Consider the following 15,545-nt stretch of genomic DNA (forward strand, 5'->3'; position numbering starts at 1 on the left):
ATCTGCCGAGCCATCCGCCGTCGATGGGGAGGGTGGTGCCGTGGATGTAGGTGGCGGCGTTGGAGGCGAGGAAGACGGTGGCGCCGGTGAGGTCGTCGGGGTTGCCCCAGCGTGCGGCGGGGATGCGGTCGAGGATGGCTTTGCTGCGTATGGGGTCGTCTTGGAGGGCTTGGGTGTTGTCGGTGGTGATGTAGCCGGGGGCGATGGCGTTGACGTTGACGCCGTGGGGGGCCCATTCGTTGGCGAGGGCTTTGGTGAGGCCGGTGATGGCGTGTTTTGCGGCGGTGTAGCCGGGGACGTTGATGCCGCCCTGGTAGCTGAGGAGTGAGGCGGTGAAGATGACCTTGCCCTGGCCGCGGGCGACCATCGCCCCGCCGACCGCGCGGGTCAGCGTGAACTGGGCGTTCAGGTTGACCTGGAGTACCAACTCCCAGTCGGTGTCGGTGTGTTGGGCGGCGGGGGCGCGGCGGATGGTGCCGGCGTTGTTGACGAGGATGTCGACGGGGCGTTCGCGTGCGGCGAGGTCGGCGCCGAGGGTTCGTACGGCCTCCGGGTCGGCGAAGTCGGTGCGGATCGCCTCGAACGTACGCCCGGCGGCAAGGACGTCCTTCTCGACGTCGCTGCCGGAGGGTTCGAGATTGGCGCTGACGCCGATGATGTCGGCGCCGGCTTCGGCGAGGGCGCGGGCCATGGCACGGCCGATGCCGCGCCGTGCGCCGGTGACGACCGCGAGCTTTCCGGTGAGGTCGAAGGCGTTCATACCGTGGCTCCGTCGGTGTCGGTGGTGCAGTCGACGAGGATCTTCATCACGTCTCCGCCGCCCTCCAAGGCCTCGAAGGCGGCGGGTGCCTCGGTGAGGGGGACGACCTTGCTGATCAGCCGCTCGGCGGGGATGGTGCCGTCGGCGACCAGGACCACGGCTTTTTCGAAGTCGGTGCGGTCGTACAACCGGGCGCCGACGAGGGTGAGTTCGCGCCAGAAGAAGCGGTGCAGGTTGATCTCCCGGGGCTTGGGATGGATCGCGACGAGGCACAGCCTGCCGCGCACCCCCAGCACGTCGACGGCGGTGGTGACGCCGCCTGCCGCGCCGGACACCTCGAAGGCGACGTCCGCGCCCGCGTCTCCGGTCCACTCACCCACCAGTTCGGGTACGTCGACGGCGGCCGGATCCCACGTACTCAGCCCCAGTTCCTCGGCGAGCAGCCGCCGGTGGGCGCTCAGCTCGACCACCCGGACGTCGGCTCCCGCCGCGCGGGCGACGAGGGCGATGAGGATGCCGACCGGTCCGCCGCCGACCACGACGACCTTCTCACCCTTGGCGACCTCGGCGCGGCCGACGTCGTGGACGGCCACAGCGGTGGGTTCGACGAGCGCGGCCCGGTCCAGGGGGAGGGTTTCGGGCAGCCGGATCAGGGTGGAGGCGGGGACGGTCCAGCGCTGTTGCATGGCGCCGGGGGAGTCGATGCCGATGAAGTCGAGGTGCTGGCAGACGTACTGTCGGCCCTTGAGGCAGGCGGGGCAGGTGTTGTCCCAGCGCAGCGGCATCACGGTGACCGCGTCCCCGGGGGCCCAGCCCTCGACGTCGGGGCCGACGCGGACGACCCGGCCGGACATCTCGTGTCCCAGGACGGCGGGCGTGTGGACCCGGGCGTCCATGTCGCCGTGGAAGATGTGCAGGTCGGTGCCGCAGATCCCGACGAAAGCCGGGGCCAGCTCCACCTCACCGGGACCGGGGGAACGGGTCTCGGCAGGCGCTGTTTCCAGCGTGCGGGCGGCCGTGTAACGAACAGCGAGAGTCATCGTGAACTCAGGGTCCCTTCAGCGCGGACGCCGATGGTCAGCAGCAGGTTGGCGTACGTACGGGTGTCGGCGGTGACGATGGCCAGCGCCAGGTCGGGGGAGCGGGCGGCGTCGTAGAACTCGAAGCGGCCGAGTGTCTCGACCGGCACGGGTGTCAGGCGGGCGCGGTACTCGGCGATGGCCGGCGGTTCCGGTTCGCCCTCGGGCGGCACCATCACGTGGGCGGACTCGATAGGGATGGCCTTGAGCAGGACGTCCAGGACGGTGGTGACGTCCAGCAGGCCGGGGGCCAGGTTGAGATGGACGGTCCGGGCGCGTTCTCCGGTGGCGGTGCTCGCCGGGTAGTGGCCGTCGGCGAGCAGTACGCGGGCGCCGTGGCCGGCTCCGGCCAGCGCTTCGAGGATCCCGGGGTGCAGTAGGTCGGTCAGGAGCACAGGGTGCCCTTCCTGCTGTCAAAGGGGCTTCTGGGAAAGGGAGTTCAGGTGGTAGAAGGCGGTCGCGGTGTCGGTGAGGATGGCCGACGTCTCGGCGGCGGAGCAGTCGGCGAGCAGTTCCTCGACGGTGGCGGACCAGCGGTTCCAGCCGCCCGCGAGGTTCGCGACCGGCCAGTCCGAGCCGAACATCAGCCGGTCGGGGCCGAAGGCGGACAGCAGTACGTCCCACACGGGGCGGATGTCCGCCGTCGTCCACTGCTGCCAGTCCGCCTCCGTGACCAGGCCGGAGACCTTGCAGCGCACCTGAGGACGCTCGGCCAGCCTCCGCAACTCCCTTTCCCAGTCGCCCAGATCACCCTGGGCGATGGGCGGCTTGCCCGCGTGGTCGAGGACGAGCGGCAGGTCGGGAAAGCGGTCGGCGAGTCGGACGGCCTGGTCGAACTGGTGGCTGCGGATCAGCACGTCGTACGCCAGTCCGCGTTCGCCCGCCGCCCGCAACCCCCGTTCCACAGAGGGCTGTTGCAGCCACCCCAGGTCGGACTCGCCCTGGACGAGATGTCGCAGGGCACGGAGGTACGGGCCTCCGGGACCGGCGAGCAGGTCGTCGAGCGTGTCCGCGACCCCTGGGGAGGTCAGGTCGGCCCAGCCGACGACCGCGCCGATGAGCGGGTCGGTGCCGGCCAGGGCGAGCAGTTCCCGTGTCTCGGGCACGGAGGCCACGCACTGGACGACCACCGTGCGCACTGGACGACCACCGTGCTCTCCAGCTCCCGACCGGCGATCGGCCGGGTCGCGGCTGAGCGCAGGTCGTCGGCACCGAAGGTGCGGCGGATGGGTTCGTGGCCGGGGTCGTCCAGCCAGGACTGCGGTCGGCGGTCCAGGTCCCACAGATGATGGTGAGCGTCCACCAGCCGTAGCGTGTCAGACACGCGACGACCAGACCGGCCCGTCGGGGTACGTGTACTCCTTCAGGGACTCCTGGTGCATCTGCGCGCTCAGCCCGGGCAGGGTCGGCGCGAGGTAGTGACCGTCGGTGATCCGGACGGGGTCGACGAAGTGCTCGTGCAGGTGGTCGACGTACTCGATGACGCGGTCCTCGAGCGTGCCGGAGACAGCGACGTAGTCGAACATCGACAGGTGCTGCACCATCTCGCACAGGCCGACCCCGCCGGCGTGCGGGCAGACCGGCACCCCGAACTTGGCGGCGAGCAGCAGGATCGCGAGGTTCTCGTTGACGCCGCCGACCCGCGCGGAGTCGATCTGGACGATGTCCACCGCGCCGGCCTGGAGAAGCTGCTTGAAGACGACCCGGTTGGCGATGTGCTCGCCGGTGGCGACCTTGATGGGGGTGAGGGCCTTGCGGACGGCGGCGTGGCCGAGGATGTCGTCCGGGGAGGTGGGCTCCTCGATCCAGTACGGGTCGTAGGGGGCCAGTTCGCGCATCCAGTCGATCGCGGGCTGCACGTCCCAGCGCTGGTTGGCGTCCACCGCGATGCGGATGTCGGCGCCGACCGCCTCACGCGCCGCGCGCATTCGCCGTACGTCGTCCTCCAGCGAGGCGCCGACCTTCAGCTTGATCTGGGTGAAGCCGTCGGCGACGGCCTCGCGGGCCAGGCGGGCCAGCTTCTCGTCGGAGTAGCCGAGCCAGCCGGGGGTGGCTCCTCGCGGCCGGGTTCGGCACGCTTGAGGATCTCCAGCGCCTCCTGGGGGGTGAGGGCGTCGGACAGCCAGCGGAAGTCGACCTGGGCGACCAGGTCCTCGGGCGACATCTCGCCGAGGAAACGCCAGACGGGCTGTCCGGCGCGCTTGGCGGCGAGGTCCCAGGCCGCGTTGACGACCGCGCCGGTCGCCATGTGGATGGCGCCCTTCTCCGGGCCGAGCCAGCGCAGTTGGGGATCGTGGACGAGGGAGCGGGAGAACCCGCCGAGGTCGCCGACGACTTCTTCGACGGACCGGCCCACCACGTACGGGGCGAGGGCCGCGATGGCGGCGGCCTGGACATCGTTGCCGCGACCCGTGGTGAACGCCAGGGCGTGGCCCTCCAGCCCGTCACCCGCGTCGGTGCGCAGGACGACGTAGGCCGCCGAGTAGTCGGGTTCGGGGTTCATCGCGTCCGAGCCGTCCAGATGCTCGGATGTGGGGAACCGTACGTCGAGGACGTCCAGGGCGATGATGCGGGCAGACGCCGCTACGGAGGACTCAGAGGACTCAGCGGAGGACATGGCAACTCCTTGGGGGCAGGGCGTGGACCCTGCGACGAGAAGGGAGGGAAGGGGAAGGGCAACGGGGGTTCGGCGGCCGCACGGTCCCGGTGGGTCCGGTGGGTCCGGTGGGTCCGGTGGGTCGGGTGGGTCCGGTGGTGACCGCCGCCTGTTCAGTCCTGGACCTTGCCTCCCGTGATGCGCGAGATCATCAGCGCGACCAGGATGATCAGGCCGTTGAGGGCGTTGACCCACTCCGTGGGGACGCCGCCCAGGGTGAGCACGTTCTGGATCATGAAGAGCAGCAGGATGCCGCTGAAGGCCCCGAACATGGTGCCCTTGCCGCCGTTGAGGCTGATCCCCCCGATGACGGCGGCGGCGAAGACGGTGAAGATGTACCCGTTGCCCTGCCCGGCGGCCACCGAGGCCAGCCGCCCGGACAGCAGCAGTCCGGCGAGGGCGGCGAGCAGGCTGCCGCTGATCAGGACGATCCACAGCACCCGGTCGGTGCGGATACCGGCCGCCTTGGCGGCCTCGACGTTGCCACCGATGGCGTACAGGGAGCGGCCGAAACTGGTCCAGCCGAGGACCACGATGGCGACGGCGAACAGCGCCAGGGTGAGCCAGATGGAGGCCGGCATCCCGAACCACTGCGTCGTGCCCAGATAGAGCATCGACTTCGGCAGCTGGAAGAAGGTCTGGCCGCCCGAGATGCCGGTCAGGGTGCCACGCAGGACGATCAGCATGCCGAGGGTGACGATGAAGCCGTTGAGGCCGAAGCGGATGATCAGCAGCGAGTTGACCACCCCGATCAGCGCGCCTACGGCGAGGGTGATCGGGATCGCCCAGGCGCCGGGGAGGAGCCCGAGGCCGTGTCCCGTGCTGCCGATGGTCAGCCAGGCCGCGACGCCGGGCGCGAGGCCTATGGTCGACTCCAGGGAGAGGTCCATCTTCTTGACGATCAGGATCATCGTCTGGGCGAGGACCAGCAGCGCGATCTCGGACATCTGCTGCAGAACGTTGATCAAGTTGTCCGAGTTGAGGAAGATCGGGTTGACGATCTGTCCGACGATCGCGATCACCACGATCGCGGGGACGAGCGCGAGGTCGCGCAGTTTGGCCAGCGGTACCCGGCCGCCGAACAGCGCGGTCCTCCTGGCCTTCGGCTCGGCGGCCTTCGGCGCGGGCGTGTCCGCGAGGACGGTTTCAGGCATGGAGGTCCACTCCTTCCATCGCGGCCACGAGGTCGTGGTCGTGCCAGCCGCGGGTGATCTCTGAAGTCACTCGGCCCTGGAACATCACCAGGACCCGGTCGCACACACGCAGGTCGTCGAGTTCGTCGGAGGCGATGAGCACTCCGGTCCCGCTCTCCGCGGTCTCCTCGACCTTGCCGAGGAGGAACTCCTTGGAGCGCACGTCCACGCCGGCGGTCGGGTTGATCAGCACCAGCAGCCGGGGGTCGTCGGCCAGGGCGCGCGCCATGACGACCTTCTGCTGGTTGCCCCCGGACAGCGCCGACACGGGCAGCTCGGGACCCGGCGTCTTGATCGCCAGGTTCTCGATCATCCCCTCGGCGAGCCGGTCCCGCGTACGGCTGCTGACGAACCCGTTCCTGCCGAGCCGGTGGGGCACGGACAGGGTGGCGTTGTCCGCGATCGACATGTCGGGGACGAAGCCCTGGTGGTGGCGGTCCTGCGGGACGAAGCCGGCGCCCGCGGCGAGCGCGGCGGGAACGCTTCCCGGCCGGGGCCGCCGCCCTGCGATCTCGACCTGGCCGCCGTCCGCCGTCCTGAGGCCCACGACGGTCTCGGCGACCTCCGTACGCCCGCTGCCGGCGGCTCCCGCGAGCCCGACGATCTCGCCGGCGCCCACCCGGAAGGTGACGCCGTCGTAGGTGTCGCCGCTCAGTTCGCTGACGCTCAGCGCCGCCGTCGTGCCGGCGTTCAGGCTGCTCGTGCGCTCCTCGCGCCGGTCGCCCGCCGCCTCGCCGGTCATGGCGGCGACGAGTTCGGAGTGCGGGAGGTCGGCGACCGGCGCGGTCAGGATGTGCCGCGCGTCCCGGAACACCGTCACCATGTCGCAGATCTCGTAGACCTCCTGGAGGTGATGACTGATGAACAGGAAGGTCACGCCCTGGCGTTGCAGGTCGCGGATCCGGTCGAAGAGGCGGTTGATGGCCGCGCCGTCGAGCTGGGCGGTCGGCTCGTCCAGGATGATGAACCGGGCGCCGAAGGACAGTGCGCGGGCGATCTCGACGAACTGCCGCTGTTCCACGTCCAGTTCACCGGCCAACGTCTGCGGATCCACGTCCACCGACCAGGTCGCCAGCAGTTCCTGTGCCCGGCGGCGCATCCCCTGCCAGGTGATGAGCCGGCTGCGGCCGTGCTCGTGCCGGTTCAGGAAGAGGTTCTCGGCGACGGTCAGCGTGGGGATGATCGTCGACTTCTGGTAGACGCAGGCCACCCGGCTGCGCCAGGCGTCGCGGTCCGCGGGCCGGGGGGCCGGCGCGCCGCCGAAAGTGACGGTGCCCTCGTCGGGGGCCTGGAGCCCGGTGAGGACGGACACCAGGGTCGACTTGCCGGCGCCGTTGCGGCCGACGAGCGCGTGGGTCTCGCCGGGCCTGATGGTGATCCGGGCGCCGTTCAGCGCCACCGTCGGACCGAATCGTTTGACTATGCCCGTCGCCTCGACGACGGGCGGGCCCGCCGGGGCCCGTCCGTCGTCCGCCGGGGCGGGCGCGGGGGTGACTGCTCGCTCCCCGTCGCTCATCTCAACCGCCTTGTGGTCGTTGGTCCGGGAGTCCTGGCGGGCCGTCAGCCGAGGTTGTTGCCCCAGAGGGACTTGTCGTCGCTCTTGAGGCTGGGGACACCGCCGTAGGTGCCGCCGTCGGAGGTGACGAGCGGGGCGGAGAGCTGGTCCTCCAGCAGACCGTCGCGGACCTGGATGATGGTGCTGTCGTGGTCCGTCTTGCCCGCCTTGAACGTCTTTCCGTCGATCGCGGCCTTCAGGTAGTACAGGGCGTACTTGGCGTAGAGGTCGGCCGGCTGGGAGACGGTGGCGTCGATCTTGCCCTCGCCTATGGACTTGAGCTCCTCGGGGATGCCGTCGTTGGACACCACGAACACGTGCTTCTTGTCCGACGGTTCGACCAGCAGGCCCTTCTGCTTGAGCACCTGGAGGGTGCCGGCCAGCGCGAAACTGGACTGCATGTAGACGCCCTTGATGTCCGGGTTCGCGGTCAGGTCGGTCTGCAGCTTCTGCGCCGCGACGGCGCCGTCCCAGTTGGTGGCCTCGCCGAACACCTTGACGGCCGGGAAGTTCTTCTTCATGCACTCGTTGAACGCCTCGGTGCGGTCACGGCCGTTGATGGAGTCCAGGCCGCCCTGGAGCATGACGACCTTGCCCTTGCCGCCGAGCTTGGTGCCCAGGTACTGGCACGCCTTCTCGCCGTACGCGCGGTTGTCGGCGCGCACCACCATGAACACATTGCCGGTGTCGGGGCGGGTGTCGACCGTGACGACGGGGATCTTCTTCGCCTCCAGCTGCGCCAGCGTCGGCGCGATGGCGGCGGTGTCCTGCGGGGCCATGGCCAGGCCCTTGACGCCCTGGCTGATGAACGTCTGCGCGTTGGCGGTCAGCTTGGCGACGTCGTTCTGCGAGTTGGTGGTCTTGAGCGAGAGGCCGAGCTCCTTGGCGTACTGCGGCGTGTACTTGATGTACGAGTTCCAGAAGTCGGTGTCGGAGCGGGGGTAGTCGACGCCGACCAGCGGTGTGCCGTCACTCGACGTGCTGCTGCCGGAGCTGCCGCAGGCGGTGAGCAGAGTCATGGCGGAGAGGAGGGAGGCGGCTGAGCAGAGGATGGTTCTTACCTTCATCGGTACTTCCTCACGCTGGTCCCGTAGCGGGAGATGTTTCACAGGGGCGACAATCGCGTGTCATCGCATCGGAGAGATGGGATGTATGTATAGGCCGAGGGTTGAGGGTTTGTCTAGACCCCCGGTCATTTTGCGGCCAGATCCCGGTTTTTGGCCGTGATCGACGTCCGGGGAGGCCCTGGGTTAGCGGGCTCGAAGGCAAAGTCATCCCATTAATCGTGGCCAGTCCGTGATGTGAGCCGGTCGGGTGGCGTTGGGCGAGACATGCGATGTCTGACGGGTGACCAAGTGGAGAAAAATATTACAGAAGCGGCGAAACGCCTGATCGGTTGATGCTTTTCATCCCTGCACGGTCGTTGACATGTCTGGGACGCATGGACGACCTTCGTTCGTAACAACGGGCACCGCTGTCCTCCCTCGCCTTGTCCTTGCCCTGCCCCGCCCTGCCCCTCGCCCCTCCGTACCAGGGATGTCCCATGTCGAGTTCGATCAGCAGGCGCCACTTCCTCGCGAGCGCGACCTTCGTGGCCGCGGCAACGGCCGCCGGCGGCCTGTTCGGCGCAGGTGGCGCGCAGGCGGCGCCCAGCACGTACACACCCGACTGGAACTCGGTCGACCAGCACCCGCCGGCCCCGGAGTGGTTCCAGGACGCCAAGTTCGGCATCTACTTCCACTGGGGCGTCTTCAGCGTTCCCGCGTACGACAACGAGTGGTACCCGCGCAGCATGTACTCGAGCGGCAGCAACGCCAACACGCACCACATAGCGACCTACGGTCAGCCGTCGGCCTGGCCTTACCACAACTTCATCAACGGCGCGAAGGACCTGGCGGGCAACACCGTGCAGTTCGCACCGAGGTTGAAGTCGGCGGGCGGCAACTTCGACCCCGACGAATGGGCGCAGTTGTTCGTCGACGCGGGCGCGAAGTTCGCCGGGCCGGTCGCCGAGCACCACGACGGCTTCTCGATGTGGGACAGCCAGGTCAACGAGTGGAACTCGGCCGCCAAGGGCCCGAAACTGGACCTGCTGGGCCTGTTCACCACGGCGATCCGCAACAAGGGCCTCAAGCTGCTGGTCGCCATGCACCACGCGTTCCACTACAACGGCTTCTACGAGTTCGCGCCCGCCCAGACCGACCCCAGCCTGAAGAAGCTCTACGGGCAGCTCGGCGCGGCGGCGGAGAACCAGCTCTGGTACGACAAGCTCAAGGAGGTCATCGACCGGGCCAAGCCCGACATCCTCTGGCAGGACTTCAAGCTGGACGCCGTCGACGAGACGCAGCGTCTGAAATTCCTGTCGTACTACTACAACCAGGCCAACAGCTGGGGCCGTGAGGTCGTCGCCACGTACAAGGACGGCCTGAACGGCAAGGGCGAGATCTTCGACTACGAGCGGGGCGGGCCGGGCGACCTCACGACGCCCTACTGGCTGACCGACGACAGCATCTCCAACTCCAGCTGGTGCTACACGCAGGGCATCGGCTACTACAGCATCAAGCAGATGCTGCACTCGTTCCTCGACCGGATCAGCAAGAACGGCAACGTACTGCTGAACATCGCGCCGATGGCCGACGGCACCATCCCCCAGGCCCAGAAGGACATCCTGCTCGGCATGGGCGACTACCTGAAGCGCTTCGGCGAGTCGGTGTACTCGACCCGCGCCTGGAGCGTGTACGGCGAAGGCCCGACGAAGATGGGTGGCGGCTCCTTCACCAACCCGACCGCCGGCACGGCACAGGACATCCGCTTCACCCGCGACAAGGCGAACACCGTCCTGTACGCCACCGTCCTTGGCTGGCCCGGCAGTTCACTGACGATCAAGACGCTCGGCTCGGACCAGATCAACCTCTCCTCGCTGACATCGGTGAAACTGCTCGACTCGACGGCCGGCAACTACATCAACCTGCCGACGCCCGTACAGACCTCCTCCGGGCTGACGGTGTCCCTGCCGTCCTCGGCGCCGTACAACGCCAACGCCTACGTCCTGAAGCTCAGCTTCTCCGGCGGGATTCCCGCCCTGCGGCCCACGACCGGAGCCGTCGCCTTCAAGGACGTCAACTACACCGGACCCGATGCCGTCCTCGCCGTCGGCGACTACACCGGGGCCCAGTTGCAGCAGGCGGGCCTGGGCACGCTCAGCCTCTCCTCGCTCAGGCTGGCCCCCGGCTACCGGCTCATCGGCTACGCGGGCGACAACTTCAGCGGCACGTCGTGGACCTTCACCGCCGACAATCCCGACCTCAGGGTCACCGGCAACAACGACCAGATCACCTCACTGAAGGTCCAGTTCAACCCGTCGGCCTACTTCCGGGTCGCCAACGTCACCAACAGCCTCGCGCTGGACGGCGGCGGCAACGTCGCCTCCGGATCCGACCTCAAGCAGTGGACGTGGGACGGCAGTTCCAACCTGCAGTGGCAGGCGGTGGACATCGGCAACGGCTACTACCGACTGGTCAACCGCACCAACGGCATGGTCGCCGACGGCTGGGGCGCCACGTCCGACGGTTCCACCGCCCGGCAGGCGGCCTGGAACGGTGGCAACAACCAGCAGTGGACGATCACCGACCGGGGCCTCGGCCGCTACTCGATCACCAACCGCACCACCGGCCTGGCCCTCGACGGTGGCGGCAGCGTGCCCTCGGGCTCCGTCGCCAAGCAGTGGACGTACGGCACCAGCACCAACCTGCTGTGGACCTTCACGGCCCAGTAGCCCCGGGCGACGTCACAAGCGGACAGAAGCCGGTCCCGAACTCCCGGGACCGGCGGGTCGGACCTATCGATGGCTCAGGCGGGCCAGGAGCAGGTTCGGGTCCGGCTCGGTGGCGAAGTACGAGGCGCTGGGGACGTAGACCGTCCGGTCGCGTACGGCCACGGAGGTCGGGTTCGAGAGCCCGTCCTGCTCGGTGAGAACGACGGAGTGGGTGCCGTCCGGGCGGACCACGACGACCTGGCTGGTGGCGTTCACCGCGGCGAGGACGGTGTCCGCGTGGCGATAGACGAACGCGAAGTCGTCGATCCCGTCGATCCCTGTCGCCCGGGTCTCGATCGTGCCCGCGGAGCCGTTTCGGCGTACGGGGATGCGCAGCAGCGTCCTGCGGTCGGTGTTGGACACCCAGACGGCGCTGTCGTGGACCTTGATGCCGTTGACGCCGAAGCCGGATTCGGACGGGACCGGGTCAAGGGCCGTCCCGGTGGCCCACGCGGTGCGCTCGCCTCCCGACACCGGCACCCGCCAGACCGTTCCCAGCACCGAGTCGGCCGCGTACAGCACGCCCCGGTGCTCGTCGAGGGCGAGGCCGTTGGGCAGCCCGTTCGTCGGCAGCTTCGCGATCTGCTGGGGCCTGCTGCCGTCGGGCACGATGCGCCAGATGCCGGTCTTGCTGGTCCCGGTGGCGTAGTTGACGTAGAGGGTGCCGTCGTGAGCGCGGGCGATGCCGGTGACGACGGCGCTGTGGATGATGGGGGTGTTCGGGTTCGCGACGGCGGGCAGGGTGACGCGTTCGCGGATGTCTCCGTGCCGGGTGACGTTGGCGACCTGGCGGGCGAAAGCGAAGGTCAGGTCGGCGGAGCCGTCGGGTTCGAGCGCGATGTTCTCGGGTGCCTCCCCTGCGGCGAAGTCGAAGTGGGCGACCACACGCGGCTGCGACACGATCGGCTCGCCACCGGATGCGGGAGCCGATGCGAGCACGCCGACGGCGACGGCGGTCGCGGCGACACCGGCCAGGTGCGGGAGTCGGGGCATGAACCTCTCCTTGGGCTGCGGCACGGGCCACCTGTGTGGCGCCAGAGGCAGCCTGCGGTACGCCGGCCGGTGACCGCCGGAATCGCGGCCGGGAGATCGCCCTCGTGGCCTACGAAGGGGGAGGGGACGGTCCCCCGAGCCAGGGCGTGTCCGCCCTACCCCCTGAGCAAGGATCGCCGTCCACTTACCAAGGGGGAGCGCGCCGGTCGTTCATCCGCCGGTGCGCGGTCCCCGTTCCAGGTCGTCGGCGGCGCGCCGGACGTCGGCTGCCACGGCCTCGGTGAGTTGCATGGGCGGGCTGGAGCGCATCCATGACCGGAAACGTCAGCTGGAACAACTCGGGACCCAGCCAAGCCCGGTGTCCTGCCCCTGACTCGCCCGCCGTCGGCCGGTGACGCGGCAGTGACGCCGGAGTGACGCGAGGTCGGCCATGATCGCGCAATGCGGACAGACAACGGCATGCGCCGATGACCGGGCGTACGGACGCGGTCCGGACTCCCCGCGGCGCGCTGGTCGGGGTCGATCCGGCCAATCCGCTGGCCGGCCTGGTGGTGTTCCAGTACAACCCCGACGAGATGACCCGGCGACTGGTTGTCCGGACACCGGAGGGCGACGACGGGACCGGCGGTGCCCGCAGCGAGGCGCTGCGCCTCACCGGGGCCCCGATCGAGACGATCAGCCTGGCGGTCGAGGTGGACGCCACCGACCAGTTGGAGGACGGTGATCCGGAGGCCGTGCTCCTCGGCATCCACCCCCAGCTGGCAGCGCTCGAAATGCTGCTCTACCCCAAGAGCTCGGTGGTCCTGGAGAACCTGGCGCTGACGGCGCTCGGCACCATCGAGCTGATACCGATGGAGACACCGCTCACCCTCCTGGTCTGGGGAGCCGGCCGGGTCCTCCCGGTGCGGCTGACCTCCTTCTCGATCACCGAGCAGGCGTACGACACCCAGCTCAACCCGATCCGGGCCCGGGCGGACCTGGAGCTGCGGGTGCTCTCCTACAGCGATCTGTCGGTCACCAACCCGGGACACCACCTCTTCCTGGCCCACCAGATCGCCAAGGAGGCCATGGCCACGCTCTCCGCCCGGTCGGCGGTGGGCCGGGCCGTGGCCGGCGGTATCGGAGGGATGTTTCGTTGACGAACGATCCGACCGGCCGGTACGCCTCGCTGGACGTGGTGACCGCCACCGTCCCGGACGGTACCGGCGGCAGCCGCGAGGTCCGCTGCCTGAGCCGCAGGCTGCTCCCCATGCCGGGCAGTGCGCACACCCTCACCGAGCACGCGGTCGCCCCCGGGGACCGACCGGACACGATCGCCGCCGCCACTCTGGGCGACCCCACCCAGTTCTGGCGGATCTGCGACGCCCATCGGGTGATCCATCCGGACGAGCTCACCACCGCCGACCGGATCGGGACCCGGATCCGCATCCCGTTCCCCCTGCCGTGACCGCGCCCCTGCCGCCGTACCGGCCCATGGAAGGAGGGAGAGCATGGCCCTGCTGAGCTCCTACCTCACCGTGCTCCTCGGCCCCACGGTGCCCGTACCCGCGCCGCCGCGGCTGGTGGAGAACCTCCAGCAGGTGCAGGTCACCATGTCCGACAGCGCCAGATCCGGATTCCAGCTGGTCATCGGCGCCGGACGCGGCGGGTCGGCGGGTGCGCTCGACCACCCGCTGCTCACCGAGCGGTATCTGCGGCCCTTCGACCGCGTGGTGCTCGTCCTGACGCTGCACGGCACCCCCACGGTGCTGATGGACGGGGTCATCACCCATCGGGAGCTCACCCCGGGGTCGACCTCCGGTCCCGCCACCTTCACCGTCACGGGGGAGGACCTCGGCGTACTGATGGACCTGGAGGAGCGGACCGCGGAGTATCCGGCGCAGGGCGAGGCCGCCATCGCCACCCGGCTGATCCTGGGCTACGCCCGCTACGGGCTGGTGCCCAGAGTGATCCCGCCGCCGGTGATCGACCTACCGCTCCCGATCGAGCACATCCCGGTCCAGCGGGGCACGGACCTCGCCCAACTCACCGCGATGGCCGGACGCTTCGGCTATGTCTTCCACATCACCCCGGGCCCGCTACCGCTCACCAGCACCGCCTACTGGGGCCCTCCGACCCGGGTCGGCAGACCGGCACCGGCGCTCTCGGTCGACTTCGGGCCACAGACCAATGTCGAGGAACTCGCCTTCCGGTCCGACGCCCTGGCCGCCACCCAGGTCCACGGCCGGGTCCAGGACCGGCTCACCGACACGGTGATTCCGGTCCGCAGTGTCGGCAGCATCCGGCCGCCCCTCGCGGCGGAGCCCGACTGGCTGGTCAACCGGCATGTGCGCACCACCCTGCTGGACGGGAGCGGCCTGACCGCCGCCCAGGCGTTCGGCAGGGCCCAGGGCATGGCCGAGGAGTCCAGCGACGGCTCGCTCACGGTCACCGGCCGACTCGACACCGAGCGCTACGGGGGACTGCTCCCGGCCAGGGGCCTGGTGGGTGTACGAGGGGCGGGTTGGTCACATGACGGTCTGTACTACGTGAAGCAGGTCACCCACTCGATCACCCGGGGGCGGCACACCCAGGAGTTCACGCTGACCCGGGAAGGCGTCGGCTCCACCACTCCGGTGGTGCGGCCGTGAAGCACCAGGAGCGAGTGAACGGGTCCGGACCGGCCGGCCAGGGCGACGGGGGAGCATCATGAATCAGCACTTCGGCAAGTACCGGGGCAAGGTCAGCAACAACCTCGACCCGATGTTGCGGGGCCGCGTCCAGGTCAGCTGCCCCGACGTGCTCGGCGACGTGACAGCCCTGTGGGCGATGCCGAGCGTGCCGTACGCCGGGCCGGGCGTCGGTCTGCTCGCCGTCCCCCCGATCGGGGCCGATGTCTGGGTCGAGTTCGAGGGCGGCAACGCGGCTCTGCCGATCTGGAGCGGCTGCTTCTGGGGAAGCGGCCAGGCACCCGGCGCCGGCCCCACCACCAAGGTGTTCAAGACCGACGGACTGAGCCTCACGGTCGACGACCTGCCGGGATCGGGTGGTGTGACCCTGGTGGTCGGACCGCCCGTGGTCTCCACACCGCTGACCATCTCCCTGACGGCCGCCGGAATCGAGCTGTCCAACGGAGCCGCGAGCGTCAGGCTGACCGCAGCCTCCGTGTCGGTCAACGACGGTGCCCTGGAGGTGATCTGATGCCGGGTCAGCTACTGCATCTCGGCGCGACGGTCATCTGCGCGCACTCCGGTCCGGCGCAGCCCACCCGGACCGAGCCCCGAGTGCTGATCAGCGGCATGCCGACGGTGACCGCGACGGCACCGTACACCGTCGCAGGCTGCACCCTGCTGCAACCCCCGGGCCCCTGCCTCACCGCCCAGTGGGTGTCCACCGCGACCCGGGTGCGGATCGGCGGGCTCCCGGCCCTGCTGTCCGACGGGAGGGCCCAGTGCACACCCACTGGCACCCCGCTGAGCGTGCTGGCCACCCAGACCAGAGTGAAGGGGATCTGAT

The 15,545-nt window shown here is 69.5% G+C and carries 14 protein-coding genes and 1 pseudogene; 6 read left to right on the plus strand and 9 right to left on the minus strand.

Annotated elements, in window-relative coordinates:
• From ADL01_RS02235 to ADL01_RS02270, 8 genes and pseudogenes are all read right to left on the minus strand, one after another.
• On the minus strand, positions 1–760 hold a 760-nt coding region (locus tag ADL01_RS02235), incomplete at its 3' end, for an SDR family oxidoreductase (protein ID WP_053740144.1).
• Positions 757–1,800 carry a (R,R)-butanediol dehydrogenase gene (locus tag ADL01_RS02240; protein WP_053740145.1) on the minus strand — a complete coding sequence of 348 codons (1,044 nt, stop codon included), beginning with the start codon at positions 1,798–1,800 and terminating at the stop codon, positions 757–759. The genes ADL01_RS02235 and ADL01_RS02240, both read right to left, overlap by 4 nt.
• Positions 1,797–2,234, minus strand: a complete 438-nt coding sequence (locus ADL01_RS02245) for an RbsD/FucU domain-containing protein (protein ID WP_053740146.1) — start codon at positions 2,232–2,234, stop codon at positions 1,797–1,799. The genes ADL01_RS02240 and ADL01_RS02245 overlap by 4 nt, the downstream gene beginning before the upstream one ends.
• A gap of 18 nt (positions 2,235–2,252) precedes the next feature.
• The gene (locus ADL01_RS02250; RefSeq protein WP_324614557.1) at positions 2,253–3,122 is read right to left on the minus strand and encodes an amidohydrolase family protein; all 870 of its coding nucleotides are present in this window, start codon (positions 3,120–3,122) and stop codon (positions 2,253–2,255) included.
• Between the two features lie 33 nt (positions 3,123–3,155).
• Positions 3,156–4,456, minus strand: a pseudogene (locus ADL01_RS02255) (enolase C-terminal domain-like protein).
• A 152-nt stretch (positions 4,457–4,608) separates the two neighbouring features.
• A complete protein-coding gene (locus ADL01_RS02260; RefSeq protein ID WP_053740147.1) occupies positions 4,609–5,649 on the minus strand; it encodes an ABC transporter permease in 1,041 nt (346 codons plus the stop codon).
• Positions 5,642–7,204 (minus strand): sugar ABC transporter ATP-binding protein, encoded by a 1,563-nt coding sequence (locus tag ADL01_RS02265; protein ID WP_053740148.1) that lies wholly within the window; start codon positions 7,202–7,204, stop codon positions 5,642–5,644. The genes ADL01_RS02260 and ADL01_RS02265 overlap by 8 nt, the downstream gene beginning before the upstream one ends.
• Positions 7,205–7,248: 44 nt before the next feature.
• Positions 7,249–8,310 carry a sugar ABC transporter substrate-binding protein gene (locus tag ADL01_RS02270; protein WP_053740149.1) on the minus strand — a complete coding sequence of 354 codons (1,062 nt, stop codon included), beginning with the start codon at positions 8,308–8,310 and terminating at the stop codon, positions 7,249–7,251.
• 476 nt (positions 8,311–8,786) lie between these two features.
• On the opposite strand from ADL01_RS02270, the gene ADL01_RS02275 reads away from it, so the two are divergent.
• A complete protein-coding gene (locus ADL01_RS02275) occupies positions 8,787–11,018 on the plus strand; it encodes an alpha-L-fucosidase (protein WP_053740150.1) in 2,232 nt (743 codons plus the stop codon).
• 63 nt (positions 11,019–11,081) lie between these two features.
• Here ADL01_RS02275 and ADL01_RS02280 read toward each other — a convergent pair whose 3' ends face one another.
• On the minus strand, positions 11,082–12,050 hold the full coding sequence (locus tag ADL01_RS02280) for a hypothetical protein (protein WP_053740151.1): 969 nt from the start codon (positions 12,048–12,050) through the stop codon (positions 11,082–11,084).
• A gap of 467 nt (positions 12,051–12,517) precedes the next feature.
• On the opposite strand from ADL01_RS02280, the gene ADL01_RS02285 reads away from it, so the two are divergent.
• From ADL01_RS02285 to ADL01_RS02305, 5 genes are read left to right on the plus strand one after another with little or no spacing between them, the layout of a single operon-like run.
• Complete coding sequence (locus ADL01_RS02285; protein ID WP_053740152.1) at positions 12,518–13,189, plus strand: hypothetical protein; 672 nt, start codon at positions 12,518–12,520, stop codon at positions 13,187–13,189.
• The gene (locus ADL01_RS02290; protein WP_053740153.1) at positions 13,186–13,497 is read left to right on the plus strand and encodes a hypothetical protein; all 312 of its coding nucleotides are present in this window, start codon (positions 13,186–13,188) and stop codon (positions 13,495–13,497) included. Before ADL01_RS02285 ends, ADL01_RS02290 begins: the two co-directional genes overlap by 4 nt.
• Positions 13,498–13,540: 43 nt before the next feature.
• Positions 13,541–14,680 carry a hypothetical protein gene (locus tag ADL01_RS02295; protein WP_053740154.1) on the plus strand — a complete coding sequence of 380 codons (1,140 nt, stop codon included), beginning with the start codon at positions 13,541–13,543 and terminating at the stop codon, positions 14,678–14,680.
• A 58-nt stretch (positions 14,681–14,738) separates the two neighbouring features.
• The gene (locus ADL01_RS02300; RefSeq protein ID WP_053740155.1) at positions 14,739–15,230 is read left to right on the plus strand and encodes a phage baseplate assembly protein V; all 492 of its coding nucleotides are present in this window, start codon (positions 14,739–14,741) and stop codon (positions 15,228–15,230) included.
• Positions 15,230–15,544 (plus strand): hypothetical protein, encoded by a 315-nt coding sequence (locus ADL01_RS02305; RefSeq protein WP_053740156.1) that lies wholly within the window; start codon positions 15,230–15,232, stop codon positions 15,542–15,544. Before ADL01_RS02300 ends, ADL01_RS02305 begins: the two co-directional genes overlap by 1 nt.
• Position 15,545 lies beyond the last annotated feature (1 nt).

Source organism: Streptomyces sp. NRRL WC-3618 (assembly GCF_001280005.1).
GTDB lineage: Bacteria > Actinomycetota > Actinomycetes > Streptomycetales > Streptomycetaceae > Streptomyces.